The sequence below is a fragment of the Cohnella herbarum genome, from assembly GCF_012849095.1.
GTDB lineage: Bacteria > Bacillota > Bacilli > Paenibacillales > Paenibacillaceae > Cohnella > Cohnella herbarum.
In genome coordinates this window covers 1,146,225-1,162,765 of the sequence record NZ_CP051680.1, presented here as the reverse complement: position 1 = coordinate 1,162,765, position 16,541 = coordinate 1,146,225, and the positions used below count along the sequence as shown (strand labels likewise).

Below are 16,541 nucleotides of genomic sequence, written 5' to 3'. Positions count from 1 at the left end.
GAAATAAACGGCGAGATCGGCAACGTCGGATTACAAGCTCTTGCGCATGCGTACGTGCCAAATATTCGCATCTAAGAAAGGCTCTGCCGATTCCGTCACATAACCTAACTTCCGATAAAAATCTTCCGCAGTGCATTGCGCGTCCAGCAACGATTGTTTGTACTCTTGCCGCTTAGCTTCCTCTTCCATCTCCCCTAGAAGCACCTTCCCTATCCCCTTGCCGCGATAAGATTTCAGGACGGCAATTCTCTGCATCTTGGCAACGCCGGGTTCGAACGTCTTGAAGCGCCCCGCCGCAATCGGCACATCGCCCTCCAGGACGATGAAATGGCTGCACGATTCAGGCGATTCGTCATATTCGTCCATCTCAAGCTCCCTCGGTACGCCCTGCTCGTTCACGAATACTTCGACGCGAACATCGAAGGCTTGTCGTAATTGCTCTTCCGTCTTCACATGTACGATTCTCATATCGTCAGCCTTTCTATGTTTGATCGACTTCTGCGGACAAAGCCCGGACGCTCGTCTATCCAGCATACCGGATAGGCCATAAGCGTTCAATGCATTTGTTCGCTCCAATTTATAGCATAAAATCGGCATAGCTAATCCATAATAATGGAAATTGCGAGAAGAAGGGAGCTGCGACATGCCGCAAGCCAAGATTAATGTGGTACAGGCCATGTTTCTGTTTAATTTGGCCGTAGGCATTACGAACCATGTCATCGTCGTTCCTCTGATCTTGCAAGCCTCTCATCGCGATGCGTGGATCAGCGCTTTGTTCGCTATTCCGCCGCTCATCCTGTGGACGATTATCTTGTATTACATAATGAAGCTCACGAAGCAGCAATCCTTGTTCGAATGGTTCAGAAGTCATTACAATTCCGTTGTGGCATGGACCGTCATCCTGCCTCTCATTCTGTTATGTATCGCGATCCTATTCGTTACTCTCCGCGATACGTCCGCATGGACCAAGATTACTTACTTGCCAAGAACTCCATTCCCCATCACCGTCACATTGTTTGCCCTGAGCGGCATCATTGCGGCGATATCCGGCCTGAGGACGGTTACGATCGCGGCAGGGATCTTGCTGCCGGCGGTGATTCTGTGCGGCCTATTCGTCATGAGCGTCAATTATCAATTCAAGGATTACTCCTATTTGAAGCCGATCTTTACGCAAGGATATGCTTCCATTCTACATGGCACGGTATATACTTTAGGCGGTTTGGTCGAATTCGTGCTCCTGCTCGGTCTGCAACAGCATCTCAACAAGAAATTCCGATTGTCCTCGCTGCTGGTGCTTACGGTTGCCGTAACCGGATTGGTATTCGGACCGATCATCGCTGCGATCTCGATCTTCGGTCCCTACGAATCCGCCGATCAGCGGTATCCGGCATTCGAGCAATGGCGCATGGTTCTTATCGGCAAGTTCGTCTCTCACCTTGATTTCTTATCGATCTACCAATGGATCTCGGGATCCATGATTCGAATTTCGCTCGCCTTTTACCTGTTGTTCGATCTCCTGCAAATGAGCCGCAACAAATGGAAAAGCGCCTATATGCTCTTGACGGGGGGCGTACTTATTTTCTGCGTTTCCCAATACAAGCTTAGCGACTCGCTTTTCTACTCATTTCTTAAGCAGCTCTATTTTCCTATTGTTATGATGTTTTTCTATGTATTCCCGTTCGCGTTACTTCTGCTCATTCTCATTAAACGAGGTAAACCCGCATGAATATGAATAAATTTTTTCGTAAAACGTTTTATTACGGCAATGACAAATCCAGCCATGGGAATGAAAAAGAAAAGGCCGATCTCGCATTAGACGACTTGGATCATTCGAAGCTGTTCGAATTGTTCTGCGATGCGGAAGATGTCAACATCCATTCCTATTTCAAGGAGAACGATTCGGAGTATCCGAATCCTCTGTTGATATACTGCGATGGCATGATCGATTCCAAACAGCTTAACGATTTTCTGTACATGCAGTTAAGGAAGCTGCTTACAATTCCGCCTTCGGACGACACTAAGCGTTTATCGGACATCCCGTTCGAAACTCAGAATATGCATCGCATCGTGGAGCCGCATGCCGTTGAAAACCTTGTACAGCAAGTGTTCTCGGGTAATTTGGTGTTATTCTTCGAAGAAACGCGCGATCTGTACGCGATTCAGATGGCAAGTCCGCCTCAACGCGCGCCAAGCGAATCCAATACGGAAATTTCCGTTAAAGGCCCTCGGGACGGATTTACGGAATCGATCGATACGAATGTCGCGCTTATTCGCAAGCGTCTTAAGACGACTACTTTAGGCATTGAATATTTCCAATTGGGAAGTCGAAGCAAGACGTCGATCGCGCTCCTATACATGACCGATATTACGAACCAAGACTTGCTCAACGAAGCGAGAACCCGATTGCAGAAAATAGAAGTAGACGGCGTCCTCTCCAGCCAGCTGCTCGAAGAAGGATTATCCGATGCCTCCTATTCCCTGTTTCCGCTGATCGAGTATATCGGAAGACCCGATTATATTACCGACAGCTTGCTTAGGGGACGTTTCGCGATTATCGTAGACGGCTCGCCCATGGTTCTGATCGGACCTACGAATTTATTATCGCTGGTCAAATCCCCGGAGGACATTCACCTTCCGTTTTATTACGTCACATTGGAAAGACTCTTAAGATTAATCGGTTTGTCCGTCGCCTTGTTCTTGCCCGGCTTTTATGTAGCGATTACCTCCTTCAACTTGGATCAGATCCCTTTTCCGCTACTTGCCACGATCGTTATAGCCAGGCTCGGCCTTCCGTTATCGGGACCGGTCGATCTGTTTCTCATGATCGGGTTGTTCGAGCTATTCCGCGAAGCGGGCATGCGTCTTCCCAAAGCGGTCGGCCAAACCGTTGCCGTCGTCGGAGGTTTGATCGTCGGCGAAGCCGCGATATCCGCCGGAATTACCGGACCGACGACGCTTGTCGTCTCCGCGACGACAGCGGTTGCGACTTTTACGCTTGTGAATCAGTCGCTGAGCGGTTCGGTAACGGTCATTCGATTCGGCGTGCTCGCATTAAGCTGCATGTTCGGGATGTTGGGCTTTTTCCTTTCCGTGTTTTTGCTGGTCGTCTATTTATCGTCGCTCACCTCGTTCGGAGTTCCGTTTATGTCGCCTCTATCGCCGATACGGTTCAGGGATGTCGTCCATTCGATCGTGTCGTTGCCTTCGAAGATGTACAAGAAAAGACCGGCTACGTATTCTCCCGACGACTCTACCCAGCAGGGAGATAACTCTTGATGAGGCGCTTAAAGTTGATCTTGCCGTTCCTTGGCTTGAGCCTGCTGCTCACCGCCTGTTGGGATATTAAGTCGTTGCAGGACGTCAACTACTTCACGGGCATCGGCATCGATTATTCGGACAATACATATAAAGTCTACGTCCAACAGCTCGATTTCGCCAGCGTTGCCAAATCCGAAGGCGGCGGCAAGAGCGATAAACCGGCAACGGTATGGATCGGCAGCGCCGAAGGAAAATCGATCTCTCAAGCGATCGTCGAGTTATACCAGACGACGCAGCAAACCGTATTCTGGGGACACTTGAATGCCATCGTGCTCTCCGAGAGCACATTAAAACATGGTGAGCTTCTTGGCGTTATCGATTCCTTGATCAGATATCCGGAAATCCGTTACACGCCTTGGGTGTACGGAACGAAGGCCGATATTAGCGATCTGTTCACGACGAAGCCTTTTTTTAACTTGTCGCCGATCAACTCCATCCTGCATTCTCCGGAAACGAATTATAACCAACGGCCGATTATCGCTCCCATGAGATTATCCCAATTTATTAGGGAAATGAGGGAACCGGGACAAACGGCTCTCCTCCCCTCGCTGAACGTTTCCGATAAGACATGGAAACGAAACGAAAAGCCGGATCCCAAACTGGAGATTGACGGGATCTTTGCCATTCGTAATGTTGGTTACACTTCTTGGGTAAATGACAAGGAACTGCTCGGCATCAGATGGCTCGTAAACAAGTCGCAAGGTTCACGAATTACCCTTAATCAGGGCGATCAAACGATTGCCGAGCTTAAGCTTGCTAAACCCAAATCCAAAGTGCGGGTCGACATGGTCAACGGAGCGCCCGTATTTAAAGTCGGTATCAAGGTAAGCGCAGCGATCATCGAACTATGGGAGATGAGGAGCGAGGCAGATTTGGAACAACTTGCCGGACAACTTATCGCCGAACAAGTGCGAACGGCTCTTCGGGTAGGGATAAACAAGAAGGTCGATCTCTTGAACTTAGAACATGACTTTTACAGAAAAAAATACAACGATTGGAACAAACTAACCTCGGCAGGCAAATCTCCTCTCCTACCGATTAACCTAGGAGAAGTGAAAGTGTCCGTTAAGATCGTTCAATCCGGCATGTATAAATTCAAGAGAAAAATGACTCCTTACTAAGCGATCAAGGTGCGATCAAGGTATCGAGACGCTCAAGCTGCGCAACGAGATCGGATTGGGAGAAACCTTCTCCGATGAACACGGCTACGTTATTCACGGCTTTCTGAGGAGTGATACGAAGAAAATCAACTTCTCGATACGCATATTGGAACAAGAAGAGACTAGCCGTATCCTGAAAGGCGACAATGCCTTTGGCGCGATAAACGTTATCGGGAAGTTGCTTCAAGAAGGCTTCGAACCGTACGCTATCCACGCCTCCTTTGAAAAAGTAGGTCACGACGTTCACGTGGTCATGCGGCGACGCATGATCGTGAACATGACGAGTATGATCGTGATCGTGAGAATAATCGTGATCAAGGTCGCAGTGCTCATCTTCGCAATGTTCATGGTGGACGGAGTCGGCGTCCGTATTCAAATCGATCGCTCCGTGATCGGCATATAACACTTCGGGAGCGACTTCGCTTCTCGTCGTCTGGACGATAACCGCATGCGGGTTCCAATCTTCAAGCGCGTTTCTTAGCTCTTCGAGATCGTCCGAATGCACCAAATCGGTTTTGTTAAGAACGAGCACGTTCGCCGCGCGAATTTGCTCCTTCATCAGTTTGAAGGTTTTTCCCGATCCGATACGAAGCTTATCGAGCAAATGGCGACCATCCACGACGGTGATGACATTCTTTAGCTCCAATTTGGCGTACAAGGAAGCCTCCGTAACGCCATCCATGATCTCGAGCGGCTGGGCTACGCCCGTGGACTCGATCCAGATGACGTCCGGACGGTTTTCCTGCGCCAACTGCACGAGTTCAAGCCCTAAATCCCCGCGGCTCGTGCAGCAGATGCAGCCACCGAGCAGTTCGGACATTGGAATGTCTTTCTCTATAAGTTGACCTTCCACGTTCACGTCTCCAACCTCGTTCAGCAGTATGGCCGGCTTCAAACCCCGACTTTTGGCATCGTCCAATATTCGATTTAACAGCGTCGTCTTGCCGCTTCCCAGAAATCCGGTTAACACATAGACCGGGATGACTCTGTCCATCATGATGTCTTGCTCCTTCCGAAATTTAGAAACAACCGGGGTGCATACCGGTCGATATAGCGATGCGATTCCAACTATTAATGACATTAATCGCCATGATGATATTCCAGTTGATGGAGAGTGACGAATATATCCTGGACGACATCTTCCGCTTCCGCTACCGTGCCTAACATCCGGTAAGCAAGCTTAAATAAATCCTCTCGATACATCGGATATAATTGTTCGATTTGCATTTTATCCCATCCTTAGAATCATCGGATAATTCCGCGTGCGGTTCCAATAGCAAAACCTCTCCGATAATACCGGAGAGGCGATGAACCGGATTCATCCGTAAAGTTCGGACTTACTCCGCGTCTTGCGGATGTCCCGTTTCTACGAGTTCGACCGCGGCTGCATTCGCTTCCACTTGCGCGATATCCTTGCAGCCTGGTATTACGCAGGTAACGGCCGGATGATTCAGACACCAAGCGAGCGCCCACGCGGCCATATCCGTGCCCTGTGGAACCTCATCCCGTCCGATCGCTTGCACTTCTAGCATCTGCTGCTCGAGTTGAGCGGCATCCCGTCGCGATCTGACGTCATCGGTAGCGAACGTTGCCCCCGGCTTATACTTTCCGCTTAATAAACCGCTGGCAAGCGGAACGCGGGCCAATACGCCCAGATTCTGCTCAATGCAGGAAGGGAACACTTCCGTCTCCGGTTTGCGATCCAGACGATTGTATACGACTTGTATAACTTTCGCGTTCACGTTATTCGCTTGCGACGTTTGATGAATATTCTCGTTAGAACCGATCGAGATACCCAGATGACGGATTTTGCCGGCTTGGACTTGCTTGTTCAGCGTTTCCCACAGCTCGCTCCGATCGAAGGAAGCGTCAGGACCGGAATGGAATTGATATAGATCCACATAGTCGGTCTTCAGCGCTCGAAGAGACTGCTCAAGCTGATTAACGACTTCCCGCGAATCGAATTCGTCCGTTCGTTCGAAGTTTCGATGGAAATGGTGGCCGAACTTCGTAGCCAGTATCCATTCACCGCGGTTCCGGCTAATGGATTCGCCGATAAGCGATTCGGACAAGTGATCGCCATAACATTCCGCGGTATCGATGAGGTTAATTCCTAGCTCCTGAGCTCGGTTTAATATGCCATCCGCTTCCCGTTGCGAATAAGTTCTTCCCCATTCGCCGCCGAATTGCCAAGTTCCTACGCCTACGACGGATACCTTCAAGCCTGTTTTTCCCAGCCATCGATATTTCATTCGGCTTCACTCCCTAATTAAGACTCGACGCGAACGGCCGTACCGCTGACCGCAACCATCAGCATACCATCCCGAATGACCTCGTAATCGATGTCTACGCCGACAACCGCGTTCGCGCCTAAGCTCTTGGCTTGATTGGTCATTTCGCCGATCGCGATATCCCGCGCTTCCTTCAGTTTATTCTCGTATGTACCCGAGCGTCCTCCGACGACATCGGTAATGGAAGCGAGGAAATCCCGGAAAATATTCGCCCCCATAATCGTTTCTCCGTTAACCAATCCATAATAGGAAGTAATGCGATAACCTTCCACGTTGGGCGTTGTCGTAACGAGCATACGATAATTCCTCCTTCGGATATTTAGACTTAAGCTTCCTCTATTTTACCATAGGCATTTAACCGCACCAAATGTTAGGACAGATATCGGCTGTTTCCGTAAATGAGCAGAAATTGCTCCTTCGCCCTTTCCCGCATCTCGTCGTCGAACCCTCGAAGTTCGTTCAACAGAGCAAATCGATCCCCTTGCGACTTCTCCCCGCCGGCATATAGCAACCACTGAGCAAGATCATCCGTCGCGCGCAGACGGTCGAAGGAATGATGATACCATATAGAAGCTCTTTGCAAATAAGCTTGCGCTTCGAACGGATTCAGTTCGATCACTTTCGTGAAGGAGTCGATAGCGTCGTCATGCCGGTCGAGATGATTATAGATCAACCCCAGGTTAAAATGCCCTTGAGAGTCGTCCGGCAACAACTTGGCATAGGTTAACGAATCGATCAAAGCCGCTTCATGATCGTCTAACCGATATTGGATTAATCCCCTTAACCATGTCAGTCTGGCATTGTTCGGATCGAGCGACAGACCGCGATTGCAATCCTCGAGCGCATCGGTCAGACGGTCGGCCGCCATACGACAGCGCGCCCTGCGGTCGTAGATTTGCGGATTATCAAGTTCTTGCGCCAAGGCTCTCGAATACTCGACCTCGGCTAAATCCCAATTTCCCATCCCGACGTAAAGCTCGCCCAGCGCGTAAGCCGTCTTGCTTTCCTTCAGCAGGTTTTCGTCCAGCTTAATGGCGGATTGAATGTCCATCATCGCCTCTTCATAGCGATCGTCCATATATCTTGAGAAGCTGCGACGCATATAGAAATCCGCCGTTTCCTCAAGCTGCAACGCTCTCGTGTAAGCCTCGTCCGCCTCTTGAAAGTTATTGGCGTCGATCGCGATTTCCGCCCGTTGCTTCCAGTTGAGCGGATCATCCGGCTCCATATCGGTTAACTCCGCGTTTTCCGAACGCGCTTCCTCGTAGTGTCCCGCTTCGCGCAAGGCATCCGCAAGCCAGTATCGGACAACCGTATTTTCCGCGAAATGGCTTTTGGCCGATTTAAGTACTTGTATCATTTCCTCATACAATCCTTGCGCGCGATGCGCGGCGCTCAGTTCCAGATAGGCGGGCAACCATAACGGATTATTGTCCTTCAGTCGATGGAGCAAATCCGAAGCTTCTTCGTAACGTTCAAGCTGCCTGAGCAGATTGCCTTTACGTAATTGAAGCTCCGCTGCTCCCGGGAACGACTGCAGAGCAACATCGATTGAATTCAACGCTTGGGTTAACTCGCCTTTAATCTCGTGCAATCTGGATTCGAACAACCGGAAGCCGTATTCATCCTGCGCGCCCTTAATGAAGCTCGCTACCGCAGCAAGAGAATAATTGGTTCTTTCTTTCAGAATAGCCGCACCGCGATCATTCAGCTTCTGCCATTGTTCTTGCAGCTTGACGGCTTCGGAAAGAGCGGTTTGCGCTTCTTCCACCCGATTCATTTGCTCCAGCGCCTGGGCTTGCCTGTAATAATAGTGCGGTATCGCATTCGAAGGTACGGAAGCCGCCTGTCTATAACAGTTTTCAGCATCCTCGAAGCTGCCTAGCTTCATGTATACATTACCTAGCTCATAATAGGTGGACGCTTTCGAGTCTTCCCTTCTTCCAAGAGCCTCTTTGAAATCGCGAACCGCTTCCTTATATTCTCCCCTGTCATAATGGGCAATCGCCCTAGTGTACCAATAAATATACGGCTCCGAGTCGAGCTTGATCGCCGCGTTCAAATCCGAGATCGCTTCATCCTCTTTACCCATCTCGTTATAGATATGCGCGCGACGTTCGTACGCCGGCGGATGTTCTTGTTTCTTTAGCAACGACGTCAACACTTTGAGAGCTTTATCGGAATGACCGTTATCGTGCAACAGTCCCGCATAGTTCACGCGTTCGTCGATCGTCATCTTCTCGACGCCCCATTTTTCGTACCAACGGAGAGACTGAGTCAGCTTCTGTTGTTTATGAAGTCTTAGCGCCATCCAACGGGCAAAGGAACTAACCAATAACATCCCCTCCTATAGAAGCAAAAGCCGCCGAGAACCTCGGCAGCTTTCTTATTCTGTGAATTCTCCCGTCGTTTCCATTCCTTCTTCGACGGCGAATTCGAAATCGTCAATGTCGAACAGTTGTACGGGAATCGCGTTCTGCACGACTTTATCCTGAAATTCGATTTGATCGGTGAGCACCGGACTTTGCAAGCGAAGCGACATAAGTAAGATTTCCGTTTCGATCGGATCGAACAGTTCTCCGTATTGCATATTCTCCGCCGCGTTCACGATGACTAGCGAGACGTGATCATTGATAGGCAGAGGCGGACTTTCTCTCCATGGAGCCATAAGCGCGCGCTCTATCTTCTTTTTATTAAACGGATCTTCGAAAAAGCTAATCATTTCGCCGATCTTAGATTTCACGTACGCATCGTCGTCCGCTTCCGGCATGACCGGTTCGGGACTGTCTTTCATATCGTAAAGCTCCATGACCGAAGTATAGGGTAATCTATATTCGACTGGACGCTTAGGCAGAAGCAACTGCCCGTAGATCGCGATCATAACCGCTTCGATAACAAAACGCCGACTCATCTTTGTATTTCCCTCCCATAAAGCTTCCGCGGTCTTGCGCATTGTTTCTCATTATATCATAAAATGCCGAGCGTATTGCCACACCGTACGGTATAATATTCAAAGATTGTTGCCATATTATCTCTGTTAAGGAGCTGTAAGGGATGTCAGAGTCGACCTTCCAACATTATATGCAACTCGATCGGCAAGAAGATGAGCAAACGTTCGGTTTAACTCTGGAAGCCGCAGGATATTTTTCCTTCTATACGTTCATAGACGACTTCCGCAACGGATTGAAAAAATATTCGGATGACGAAGCGGAGCGTTATCGGTTAAAGCTTGCTAGGGCGCGCCAATTGTTTCCTTGGCCCGAACGGTTTAGCCCGTCGTGGAGCGAAGTGTGGGAGGAATTCGACCTGATCCTGCGCTCGAAGAACGATGTGCTCGCTAACATTCCGGCTTCCCGTAGGGACGGCGAATGGCAAATCCTGCTCGATAATCCCTATTCCCATCAACAAGTCGTTTGTTATCCAAGCCTGCCTTTTCTCGAAGCGGCTTATATGTACGGCTATTTTCAGCGGGAGCTCAAGCCTCACGAATGTTTGAAGCTGCAGAAGGTGATGGAGCTCATGAGCACTAACGGGCGTAAGGAAGCTTCTATATTTCCGGATGTTTAGTCTGTAATCCTATATTGCAAGCATAAACGGCTTCCGCTGTCCTTTAGGATGGCGGGGGACAGCGTCGTAAATACCATTCGGAGCAAGCTTGCCCGTCATGTTATGCTAGTAACAGGTGGCTCTAGCAAACTTAATATCGAGAACAACAGCTTCTTCATAATATTATTCTCCAGGAAAAGATTTAAATTGTTGACTTACCTACTTCGTGCCAATCGTACTCGAGAAGAATAGGAGGCATATACACGGGCATCAGCCAATGATATTGAGCATCTTCCCCAAGCTGACCTAACCAGAATCTGCCTTTCGAATCTAACTGCATTTTCCATTTACCACTGGCTACAGCGATGCCACTTAGGACTTTTGTCACTGCTACTTCATATGAAAATTCAGTGCCTTTGTCTTTTTCGATTTGTTCCAATGTAAATTGAGAAGTTATTTGCTTCTCCGTTTCCATTTCATCGGTTTGTTCGGAGTCCCAGAGTTCTATAAACCGACAACCTTTGAGTTTATGCTTCTTCACTAGATTTACGAATAAGTCAGTAACATAAACATCTGTTTCACTAGTTTCCGGTAGTTTAAATATTAAAGTGTCATTGGGAATCTTTTCTGGTAAAAACACATGATTTAAGTAACAAATAAAAGCGCCAGTTGAGAGTCTTTTTGCAGTAGACTTGTCTGAGTTCACGCAATCAATAATATTAGTAACATTAACCAGCAACAGATCAAGTTCTTCATGCGCTACAGGTAAGAATTCAGCTTGATAACCAATTTCGTAGCCAATCTTCACAAAAGTCTCTCTTGTGCATACCGGAACACCATCCCTGAAATTAGGAAAATCTACATATTTCCCGTTCTTCAAAGTAATAAATTTAATAGGCATCCAACTTTCCTTAATGGGACTTCCATTAAACTCAGTCCTTATTGGGTGCCCTAGTTCCTTGGCTTTTTTCTTATCGTATGTTAGCTTTTTACTTTCATCATCCGCAGTTAACTGCCAAATTTTCATATCTAATCAACCTCCAGATAATTAAAGGTTTCCAATGGAAAGTTTACCTTTCAATAGAACATTTCTAAATTCCTCAAAAGCCTTAAGTATTCCATCTTTGCCTGTTATTTCCCCAGCTTTGATTGCATTGTAGACATATCTAAAGTACTCATTAGTATGTTCTACATTGTGCGTTGCAAGAGTTTGGCCATCGATAACTACTTTAGATTGTCCAGGCATTTTAGGTAGATAAACACCATTTGCAGAAGAATTAAAATCTATCTGGTACTTTTTATCAAGATGAATGTCAGCAAACTCATTTGAATGGTTGAAAGCAACAATATGATGTGCATGCCAACCAGCCGGCTTTTCAATTCCCGTCATTTTTTTCTCAGCTTCGAGAACTTTACTCGGTTCACCCTTTATTCCAGACTTCAAATCTGGTGATACATTAGCATACTTTTCTAATCGACAAGCATCCAATAGATTGTGAGTTAGATACCCTGTTTGGATATATAATAAGTATGGTAGTCTCCGACTGTGGATAGTTGGAAAATGTCTTTATCAGCATTCAATTCCATTGAAACATAATTCTGATCTTCAATAGATTTATCTTTGAAATAATCGAACTTATAATTAGTATCAAGTTCAACCGCAGAGTCGTAAGGAGTCAGGTAATTACGTATGTTACTACACTCGAATAACTCCCAAAGTTACTGGAAGTATGAGTAAGGCCGTTAATTACAGGTTCGCTAACCTTAAAATCGCGCTTAATTCGGATAATAAATTTGCCTTTAGGTTTATTACTGTATACACTCTTCGTAACGTTAGCTTGATCATATTATTCCTCTCTTTTTAACAATTGTTGAAATTAAGTAATATTGTCTAATTAGATGAAATTTCGTAGTACATAACCAATTTTTTCCTATTTTTATCCTTAAGGAACTCTCAATCATTAGGAGTCTAATGTTAATGTCCAAAATACCGCCCCAACTCACTTTGAATCTCAACTATTTATCGCAACAAGTACCCAAATCGAAGATCGACTACTGCGAAGTTTTCCTGCGAGATCGAATCGTTTTTGCCCATGCGCGTAATTCCCACTCGGCGGATAAACTGCATAAGATCAACTCGATTACCAAAAGCGTCCTCTCCCTGCTTATCGGAATCGCGATCGAACGCGGAGAAATTCCGAGCATCGATACGTCCATCGCCGATTATTTCCCCAAAGCCCGAGGCACGCCGAAGGAAAAAGTCACGATCGAGAATTTGCTCACGATGACGCCGGGATGGGATTGGCCGGAGATGGGAGACTGGGGCGGGCTGCCGAATCCGATGATTACGAGTCCGAATTGGGTTGACTTTATATTGTCTCGGCCGATGCTCCATTCCCCCGGCACGCGGATGTACTACGATTCGGGAAGCTCGCACCTCTTAAGCGCAATCTTGCAGAAAGCTACGGGGATGACAAGCGCGGAATACGCGGAAACTTTTCTGTTCAAGCCGCTCGGAATCGAGCAATACCGTTGGTACTCCGATGCCAAAGGCATCATAATCGGCGGATTCGGTCTGGAGCTGAGAGCTCCGGATTTGATGAAAATCGGACAGCTGTCGTTAGGTAACGGCCGATGGCATAGCGAACAAGTCGTTCCCGAGCTTTGGATTGTAGAGAGCACGAAGCCGCGTTTTCATACTTATGATCATATCGGGTCTTATGGCTATCATTGGTGGAGCATGTCCGACGAAAACCGAGAGCCGTTGACTCCCGTTGTTTACTTTGCCATGGGGTATGGCGGCCAGTATATTTTCGTCGTTCCCGAGCACGAGATTATCGTTACTTTCGCGAGTACGTTATACAAGCAAACCTTTCTTCCCTATCGGCTGTTCAAGCAAGTTTTGGGAATATATACTAACTAAATCCATCGTCCCGATGGAAAAACCCGCTACACAGACTACTTGACGCTACCAAGAATCTGGCCTAAGTGCTGGAATTAGTCGATTTTTTCGAGTAACTCTCGTAGAAACTAGCTACCGCGCTGGAATTAGTCGATTTTTGAGGCTGTCGATTTAATGTATATAACTCATTTAGGATCAAGGATCTATCCTAAAAGTGGCTGCCAGATCAATTGATAGCGATTTTCTTTTTAAGAGACGGCTGACCTCAAACAAAAATCGATTTAAAGCGGAGTGTGAATCGGGTTATCCCCAGTTAATCGACAGCCTCTTTTTTCGAGTAACTCTCGCAGAAACTAGCTACCGCGCTGGAATTAATCGATTTTTTCGAGTAACTCTCGCAGAAACTTGCCACCTCGCTGGAATTAGTCGATTTTTTCGAGTAACTCTCGCAGAAACTAGCCACCTCGCTGGAATTAGTCGATTTTTTCGAGTAACTCTCGCAGAAACTAGCCACCTCGCTAGAATTAATCGATTTTTTCGAGTAACTCTCGCAGAAACTTGCCACCGCGCTGGAATTACTCGATTATTTCGAGCAACTACGAAAAACAAGCGCCCCGGGAGTTCAACCTCCCGGGGCGCTTGTTTACTTATCCGTTACCCGCAGACTCCGTCGCGGAAATGACTCCGTCGCGATAATAAGCGACTCTGCGAGGGTCGTTGCGCAGCTTGACATTGGCCATCTTCGCTTCATGCTCGGTCAGCTCCAGCGGCGACCACTCCGTCACATCTCCAGCCGGATCATCCGGAGCAATGCCCGCTTCAGCTAAAGCCTGCGAGATTTCTAACGGTCCCGAAGCGGACTCCGTCAATACCAGGCCGTAATAAGCAAGTTTATAACCGTTTCGCTGAACGCAGGAGAGCAGCGTCCCCGTCGGCGCGTGTATGAAAGCGTAAGGCATGCCCTCCAACCCCGTTCCTACAAATACGGATTTTCGTGCTTCGCCTTCAGCATGTTCCAGCGCCGTTCGATCTCATTCTCGAACTCCCGCAACGTCTCCGCGTATTCCGGCTTCGATAGATGTTTCGTTTTGCCCATCATCTTCAGCCAATCGCCAACGGGCACCCTTTTCCCTTTTTCCTCGGGGTTATAGGTAATCGTCGTGACCCCTCTCTCTACCTCGTAGAGCGGGAAGAAACAAGTGTTCACCGCGTAATCGATAATATCCGCGCCGTCCTTATCTTCCGATAACCAGTTCAACGGACAAGTAATGAGAATTTTACCATAGACCATCCCCACGTTTTGCGCGTACCACTGGGCTTTGGCCCCCTTCCTTACGAGATCCACGGGACTTGCTTCGCTCCCCGTGAATACGTAAGGGATGTTCGTCGCGGCCATGATCTGCGCGGTATCCTTGTGATGGAACACTTTACCGCCTTGATGTTTACCGACGTTGGAAGTCGAAGTGCGGTGACCCATCGGCGTCGAATAGGAAAGCTGGGCTCCCGTATTCATGTAGCCTTCGTTATCGTATTCGAGAATGATCATTCGATGGTTACGGAGGGCGGCTCCGATCGCCGGTCCCATTCCGATATCCATTCCGCCGTCGCCGGTAATCATGACGAAAGTAAAATCATCCTTCAAGCCGAATTCATCCAGCTCTCCCCGGCGTTTCCGCTCATGGAACATCTCGACGACGCCCGACATCGTAGCCGCGCCGTTCTGGAACAAGTTGTGGATGTAAGTCGCTTTGTGCGCCGAGTAAGGATATCCCGTCGTAACGACCATCGCGCAGCCCGTATGGAACAAGGCGACGATATCGCCCTCGATTCCTTTGAAGAACAGCTCCAAACCGGAGAAAATACCGCAACCCGGACAAGCGCCGTGCCCCGGCGCAATCCGTTTCGGCTTCTTCGTCAAGGAACGAAGCGGCGGCACCCTCACGTTCACCTTACCCGTCGTTTCGTCCTGCGTCACCGTGATCAGACCCGTTTTCAGATCCTCGTACTTCATCGGCTCCAGCACCCTCTTCGGTGCTTTGTCCGGATCGCCCGCCGTAATGCCATGGTAATCGTACGGCTTCTCGACGAAACCTTTGTCCATCGCTTCGATCGCGAACTCGAACATTTTCAAGCCGTCCTCGGCGTAGAAGTCCTTGCCGCCCAACCCGTATATCCGGCTAATGACCAGAGTCGTCGAATTGCCGTATTGCTGCAAAGCCGCCCGCACTTCCATGACCATGTTGCCTCCATGGCCCCCATAGGAGTCGGAACGGTCGCCTACGGTGACCGCTTTGACGTTCTTAAGCGCGTCCGTAATCGCCTTAGCCGGGAAAGGACGGATAATATTCGGCGAGATCGCGCCCGCTTTAATCCCTTGAGCGCGAAGCTGATCGACGACGTCCTTAATGATCTCCGCCGAAGAATTCAACAGGAATACGGCGACATCCGCATCCTCCATCCGGTACAATTCAAGAATCGGATATTCCCTGCCCGTCAGTTCCGCGTATTCCTTCTGGATTCTATCGAACACGGCTTCCGCGCGATACATCGCCAAGCTCTGTTGATAGCAGTTGTTAATGTAATCCGGCTCGTTCATATAAGGCCCGACCGTAATCGGGTTATTGCGATCGAGTACGTGCTTGAAGCCTTCCGGCGGACGTTCGCCCACGAACTTCTGAACGTCTTCGCGATGCGTGAAGGTCATTACCCGGCGCTTCTGATGGCTCGTAAAATAACCGTCGGACGCGACCAGCACCGGCAAGCGAACTTCCGGGTCTTCCGCGAGCTTAAGCGCGATAATGTTCATATCGTACACGGCCTGCGGATCGCGACAGAGCACGATCGGCCAGCCGGTATTTAACGCGAAGTATAAATCCGAGTGGTCGCCGTGAATGTCGAGAGGACCCGACACGGAACGGCATACGAGATTCATGACCATCGGAAACCGCGTTCCGGATTGTACCGGCATCTGCTCGAGCATATACAAGTAACCGTTAGCGGACGTCGCGTTGAATACGCGGCCTCCCGCAGTCGATGCCCCGTAACATACGCCTGCCGAGCCATGCTCCCCGTCCGCGGGAATCAAGACGATATCGTGCTGACCGTTCGCTTTCATTAAATCGAGAAACTGCGCCACTTCCGTCGATGGCGAAATCGGGAAATACCCCATTACATGATAGTTAATCTGGTGTGCGGCATATGCGGCCATCTCGTTGCCTGATTCATAGACGATTCGTTGCTCCACGGTACCTTGACGGCCCATTTCCTTGCGGATGTCGATCGACATTTCAGACTCCACCTTTCCTATCGGTTTCTCGTTGAACG

The 16,541-nt window shown here is 48.6% G+C and carries 16 protein-coding genes; 5 read left to right on the top strand and 11 right to left on the bottom strand.

The window, feature by feature from the left end; genetic code table 11:
- Positions 1 to 30 precede the first annotated feature (30 nt).
- Complete coding sequence (locus HH215_RS04940) at positions 31 to 468, bottom strand: GNAT family N-acetyltransferase (protein ID WP_174887671.1); 438 nt, start codon at positions 466 to 468, stop codon at positions 31 to 33.
- Positions 469 to 643: 175 nt separating this feature from the next.
- Between HH215_RS04940 and HH215_RS04935 the strand changes: the two genes are divergently transcribed.
- From HH215_RS04935 to HH215_RS04925, 3 genes are read left to right on the top strand one after another with little or no spacing between them, the layout of a single operon-like run.
- The gene (locus tag HH215_RS04935) at positions 644 to 1,726 is read left to right on the top strand and encodes a GerAB/ArcD/ProY family transporter (protein ID WP_169278898.1); all 1,083 of its coding nucleotides are present in this window, start codon (positions 644 to 646) and stop codon (positions 1,724 to 1,726) included.
- Positions 1,723 to 3,276, top strand: coding sequence for a spore germination protein (locus HH215_RS04930; protein ID WP_254450366.1), 1,554 nt, complete (start codon positions 1,723 to 1,725; stop codon positions 3,274 to 3,276). Before HH215_RS04935 ends, HH215_RS04930 begins: the two co-directional genes overlap by 4 nt.
- Entirely contained in the window at positions 3,276 to 4,439 is a 1,164-nt protein-coding gene (locus HH215_RS04925) for a Ger(x)C family spore germination protein (RefSeq protein WP_169278897.1), read from the top strand. Before HH215_RS04930 ends, HH215_RS04925 begins: the two co-directional genes overlap by 1 nt.
- Before the next feature lie 4 nt (positions 4,440 to 4,443).
- Here the strand turns inward: HH215_RS04925 and HH215_RS04920 are convergent, their stop codons facing one another.
- From HH215_RS04920 to HH215_RS04895, 6 genes are all read right to left on the bottom strand, one after another.
- Complete coding sequence (locus tag HH215_RS04920; RefSeq protein WP_310735549.1) at positions 4,444 to 5,475, bottom strand: CobW family GTP-binding protein; 1,032 nt, start codon at positions 5,473 to 5,475, stop codon at positions 4,444 to 4,446.
- Positions 5,476 to 5,558: 83 nt separating this feature from the next.
- Positions 5,559 to 5,705 (bottom strand): sigma factor, encoded by a 147-nt coding sequence (locus HH215_RS04915; RefSeq protein WP_169278896.1) that lies wholly within the window; start codon positions 5,703 to 5,705, stop codon positions 5,559 to 5,561.
- 110 nt (positions 5,706 to 5,815) lie between these two features.
- Positions 5,816 to 6,730 (bottom strand): aldo/keto reductase, encoded by a 915-nt coding sequence (locus HH215_RS04910; RefSeq protein WP_169278895.1) that lies wholly within the window; start codon positions 6,728 to 6,730, stop codon positions 5,816 to 5,818.
- 17 nt (positions 6,731 to 6,747) lie between these two features.
- Complete coding sequence (locus tag HH215_RS04905) at positions 6,748 to 7,065, bottom strand: YbjQ family protein (RefSeq protein WP_169278894.1); 318 nt, start codon at positions 7,063 to 7,065, stop codon at positions 6,748 to 6,750.
- A gap of 74 nt (positions 7,066 to 7,139) precedes the next feature.
- Positions 7,140 to 9,104, bottom strand: a complete 1,965-nt coding sequence (locus HH215_RS04900) for a tetratricopeptide repeat protein (protein ID WP_169278893.1) — start codon at positions 9,102 to 9,104, stop codon at positions 7,140 to 7,142.
- Between the two features lie 51 nt (positions 9,105 to 9,155).
- Positions 9,156 to 9,680, bottom strand: coding sequence for an ADP-heptose synthase (locus tag HH215_RS04895; protein ID WP_169278892.1), 525 nt, complete (start codon positions 9,678 to 9,680; stop codon positions 9,156 to 9,158).
- A 143-nt stretch (positions 9,681 to 9,823) separates the two neighbouring features.
- On the opposite strand from HH215_RS04895, the gene HH215_RS04890 reads away from it, so the two are divergent.
- Positions 9,824 to 10,336, top strand: a complete 513-nt coding sequence (locus tag HH215_RS04890) for a hypothetical protein (protein ID WP_169278891.1) — start codon at positions 9,824 to 9,826, stop codon at positions 10,334 to 10,336.
- Between the two features lie 181 nt (positions 10,337 to 10,517).
- Here the strand turns inward: HH215_RS04890 and HH215_RS04885 are convergent, their stop codons facing one another.
- Positions 10,518 to 11,342, bottom strand: coding sequence for an imm11 family protein (locus HH215_RS04885; RefSeq protein WP_169278890.1), 825 nt, complete (start codon positions 11,340 to 11,342; stop codon positions 10,518 to 10,520).
- Between the two features lie 21 nt (positions 11,343 to 11,363).
- Positions 11,364 to 11,705: an AHH domain-containing protein gene (locus HH215_RS04880; RefSeq protein ID WP_169278889.1), complete on the bottom strand. Its 342-nt coding sequence runs from the start codon at positions 11,703 to 11,705 to the stop codon at positions 11,364 to 11,366.
- A gap of 588 nt (positions 11,706 to 12,293) precedes the next feature.
- Between HH215_RS04880 and HH215_RS04875 the strand changes: the two genes are divergently transcribed.
- Positions 12,294 to 13,238 carry a serine hydrolase domain-containing protein gene (locus HH215_RS04875; RefSeq protein ID WP_169278888.1) on the top strand — a complete coding sequence of 315 codons (945 nt, stop codon included), beginning with the start codon at positions 12,294 to 12,296 and terminating at the stop codon, positions 13,236 to 13,238.
- A 626-nt stretch (positions 13,239 to 13,864) separates the two neighbouring features.
- On the opposite strand, the gene HH215_RS04870 is transcribed toward HH215_RS04875, so the two are convergent.
- Complete coding sequence (locus HH215_RS04870) at positions 13,865 to 14,176, bottom strand: hypothetical protein (protein ID WP_169278887.1); 312 nt, start codon at positions 14,174 to 14,176, stop codon at positions 13,865 to 13,867.
- A 17-nt stretch (positions 14,177 to 14,193) separates the two neighbouring features.
- Positions 14,194 to 16,503, bottom strand: a complete 2,310-nt coding sequence (locus tag HH215_RS04865) for a thiamine pyrophosphate-dependent enzyme (RefSeq protein ID WP_169278886.1) — start codon at positions 16,501 to 16,503, stop codon at positions 14,194 to 14,196.
- Positions 16,504 to 16,541 lie beyond the last annotated feature (38 nt).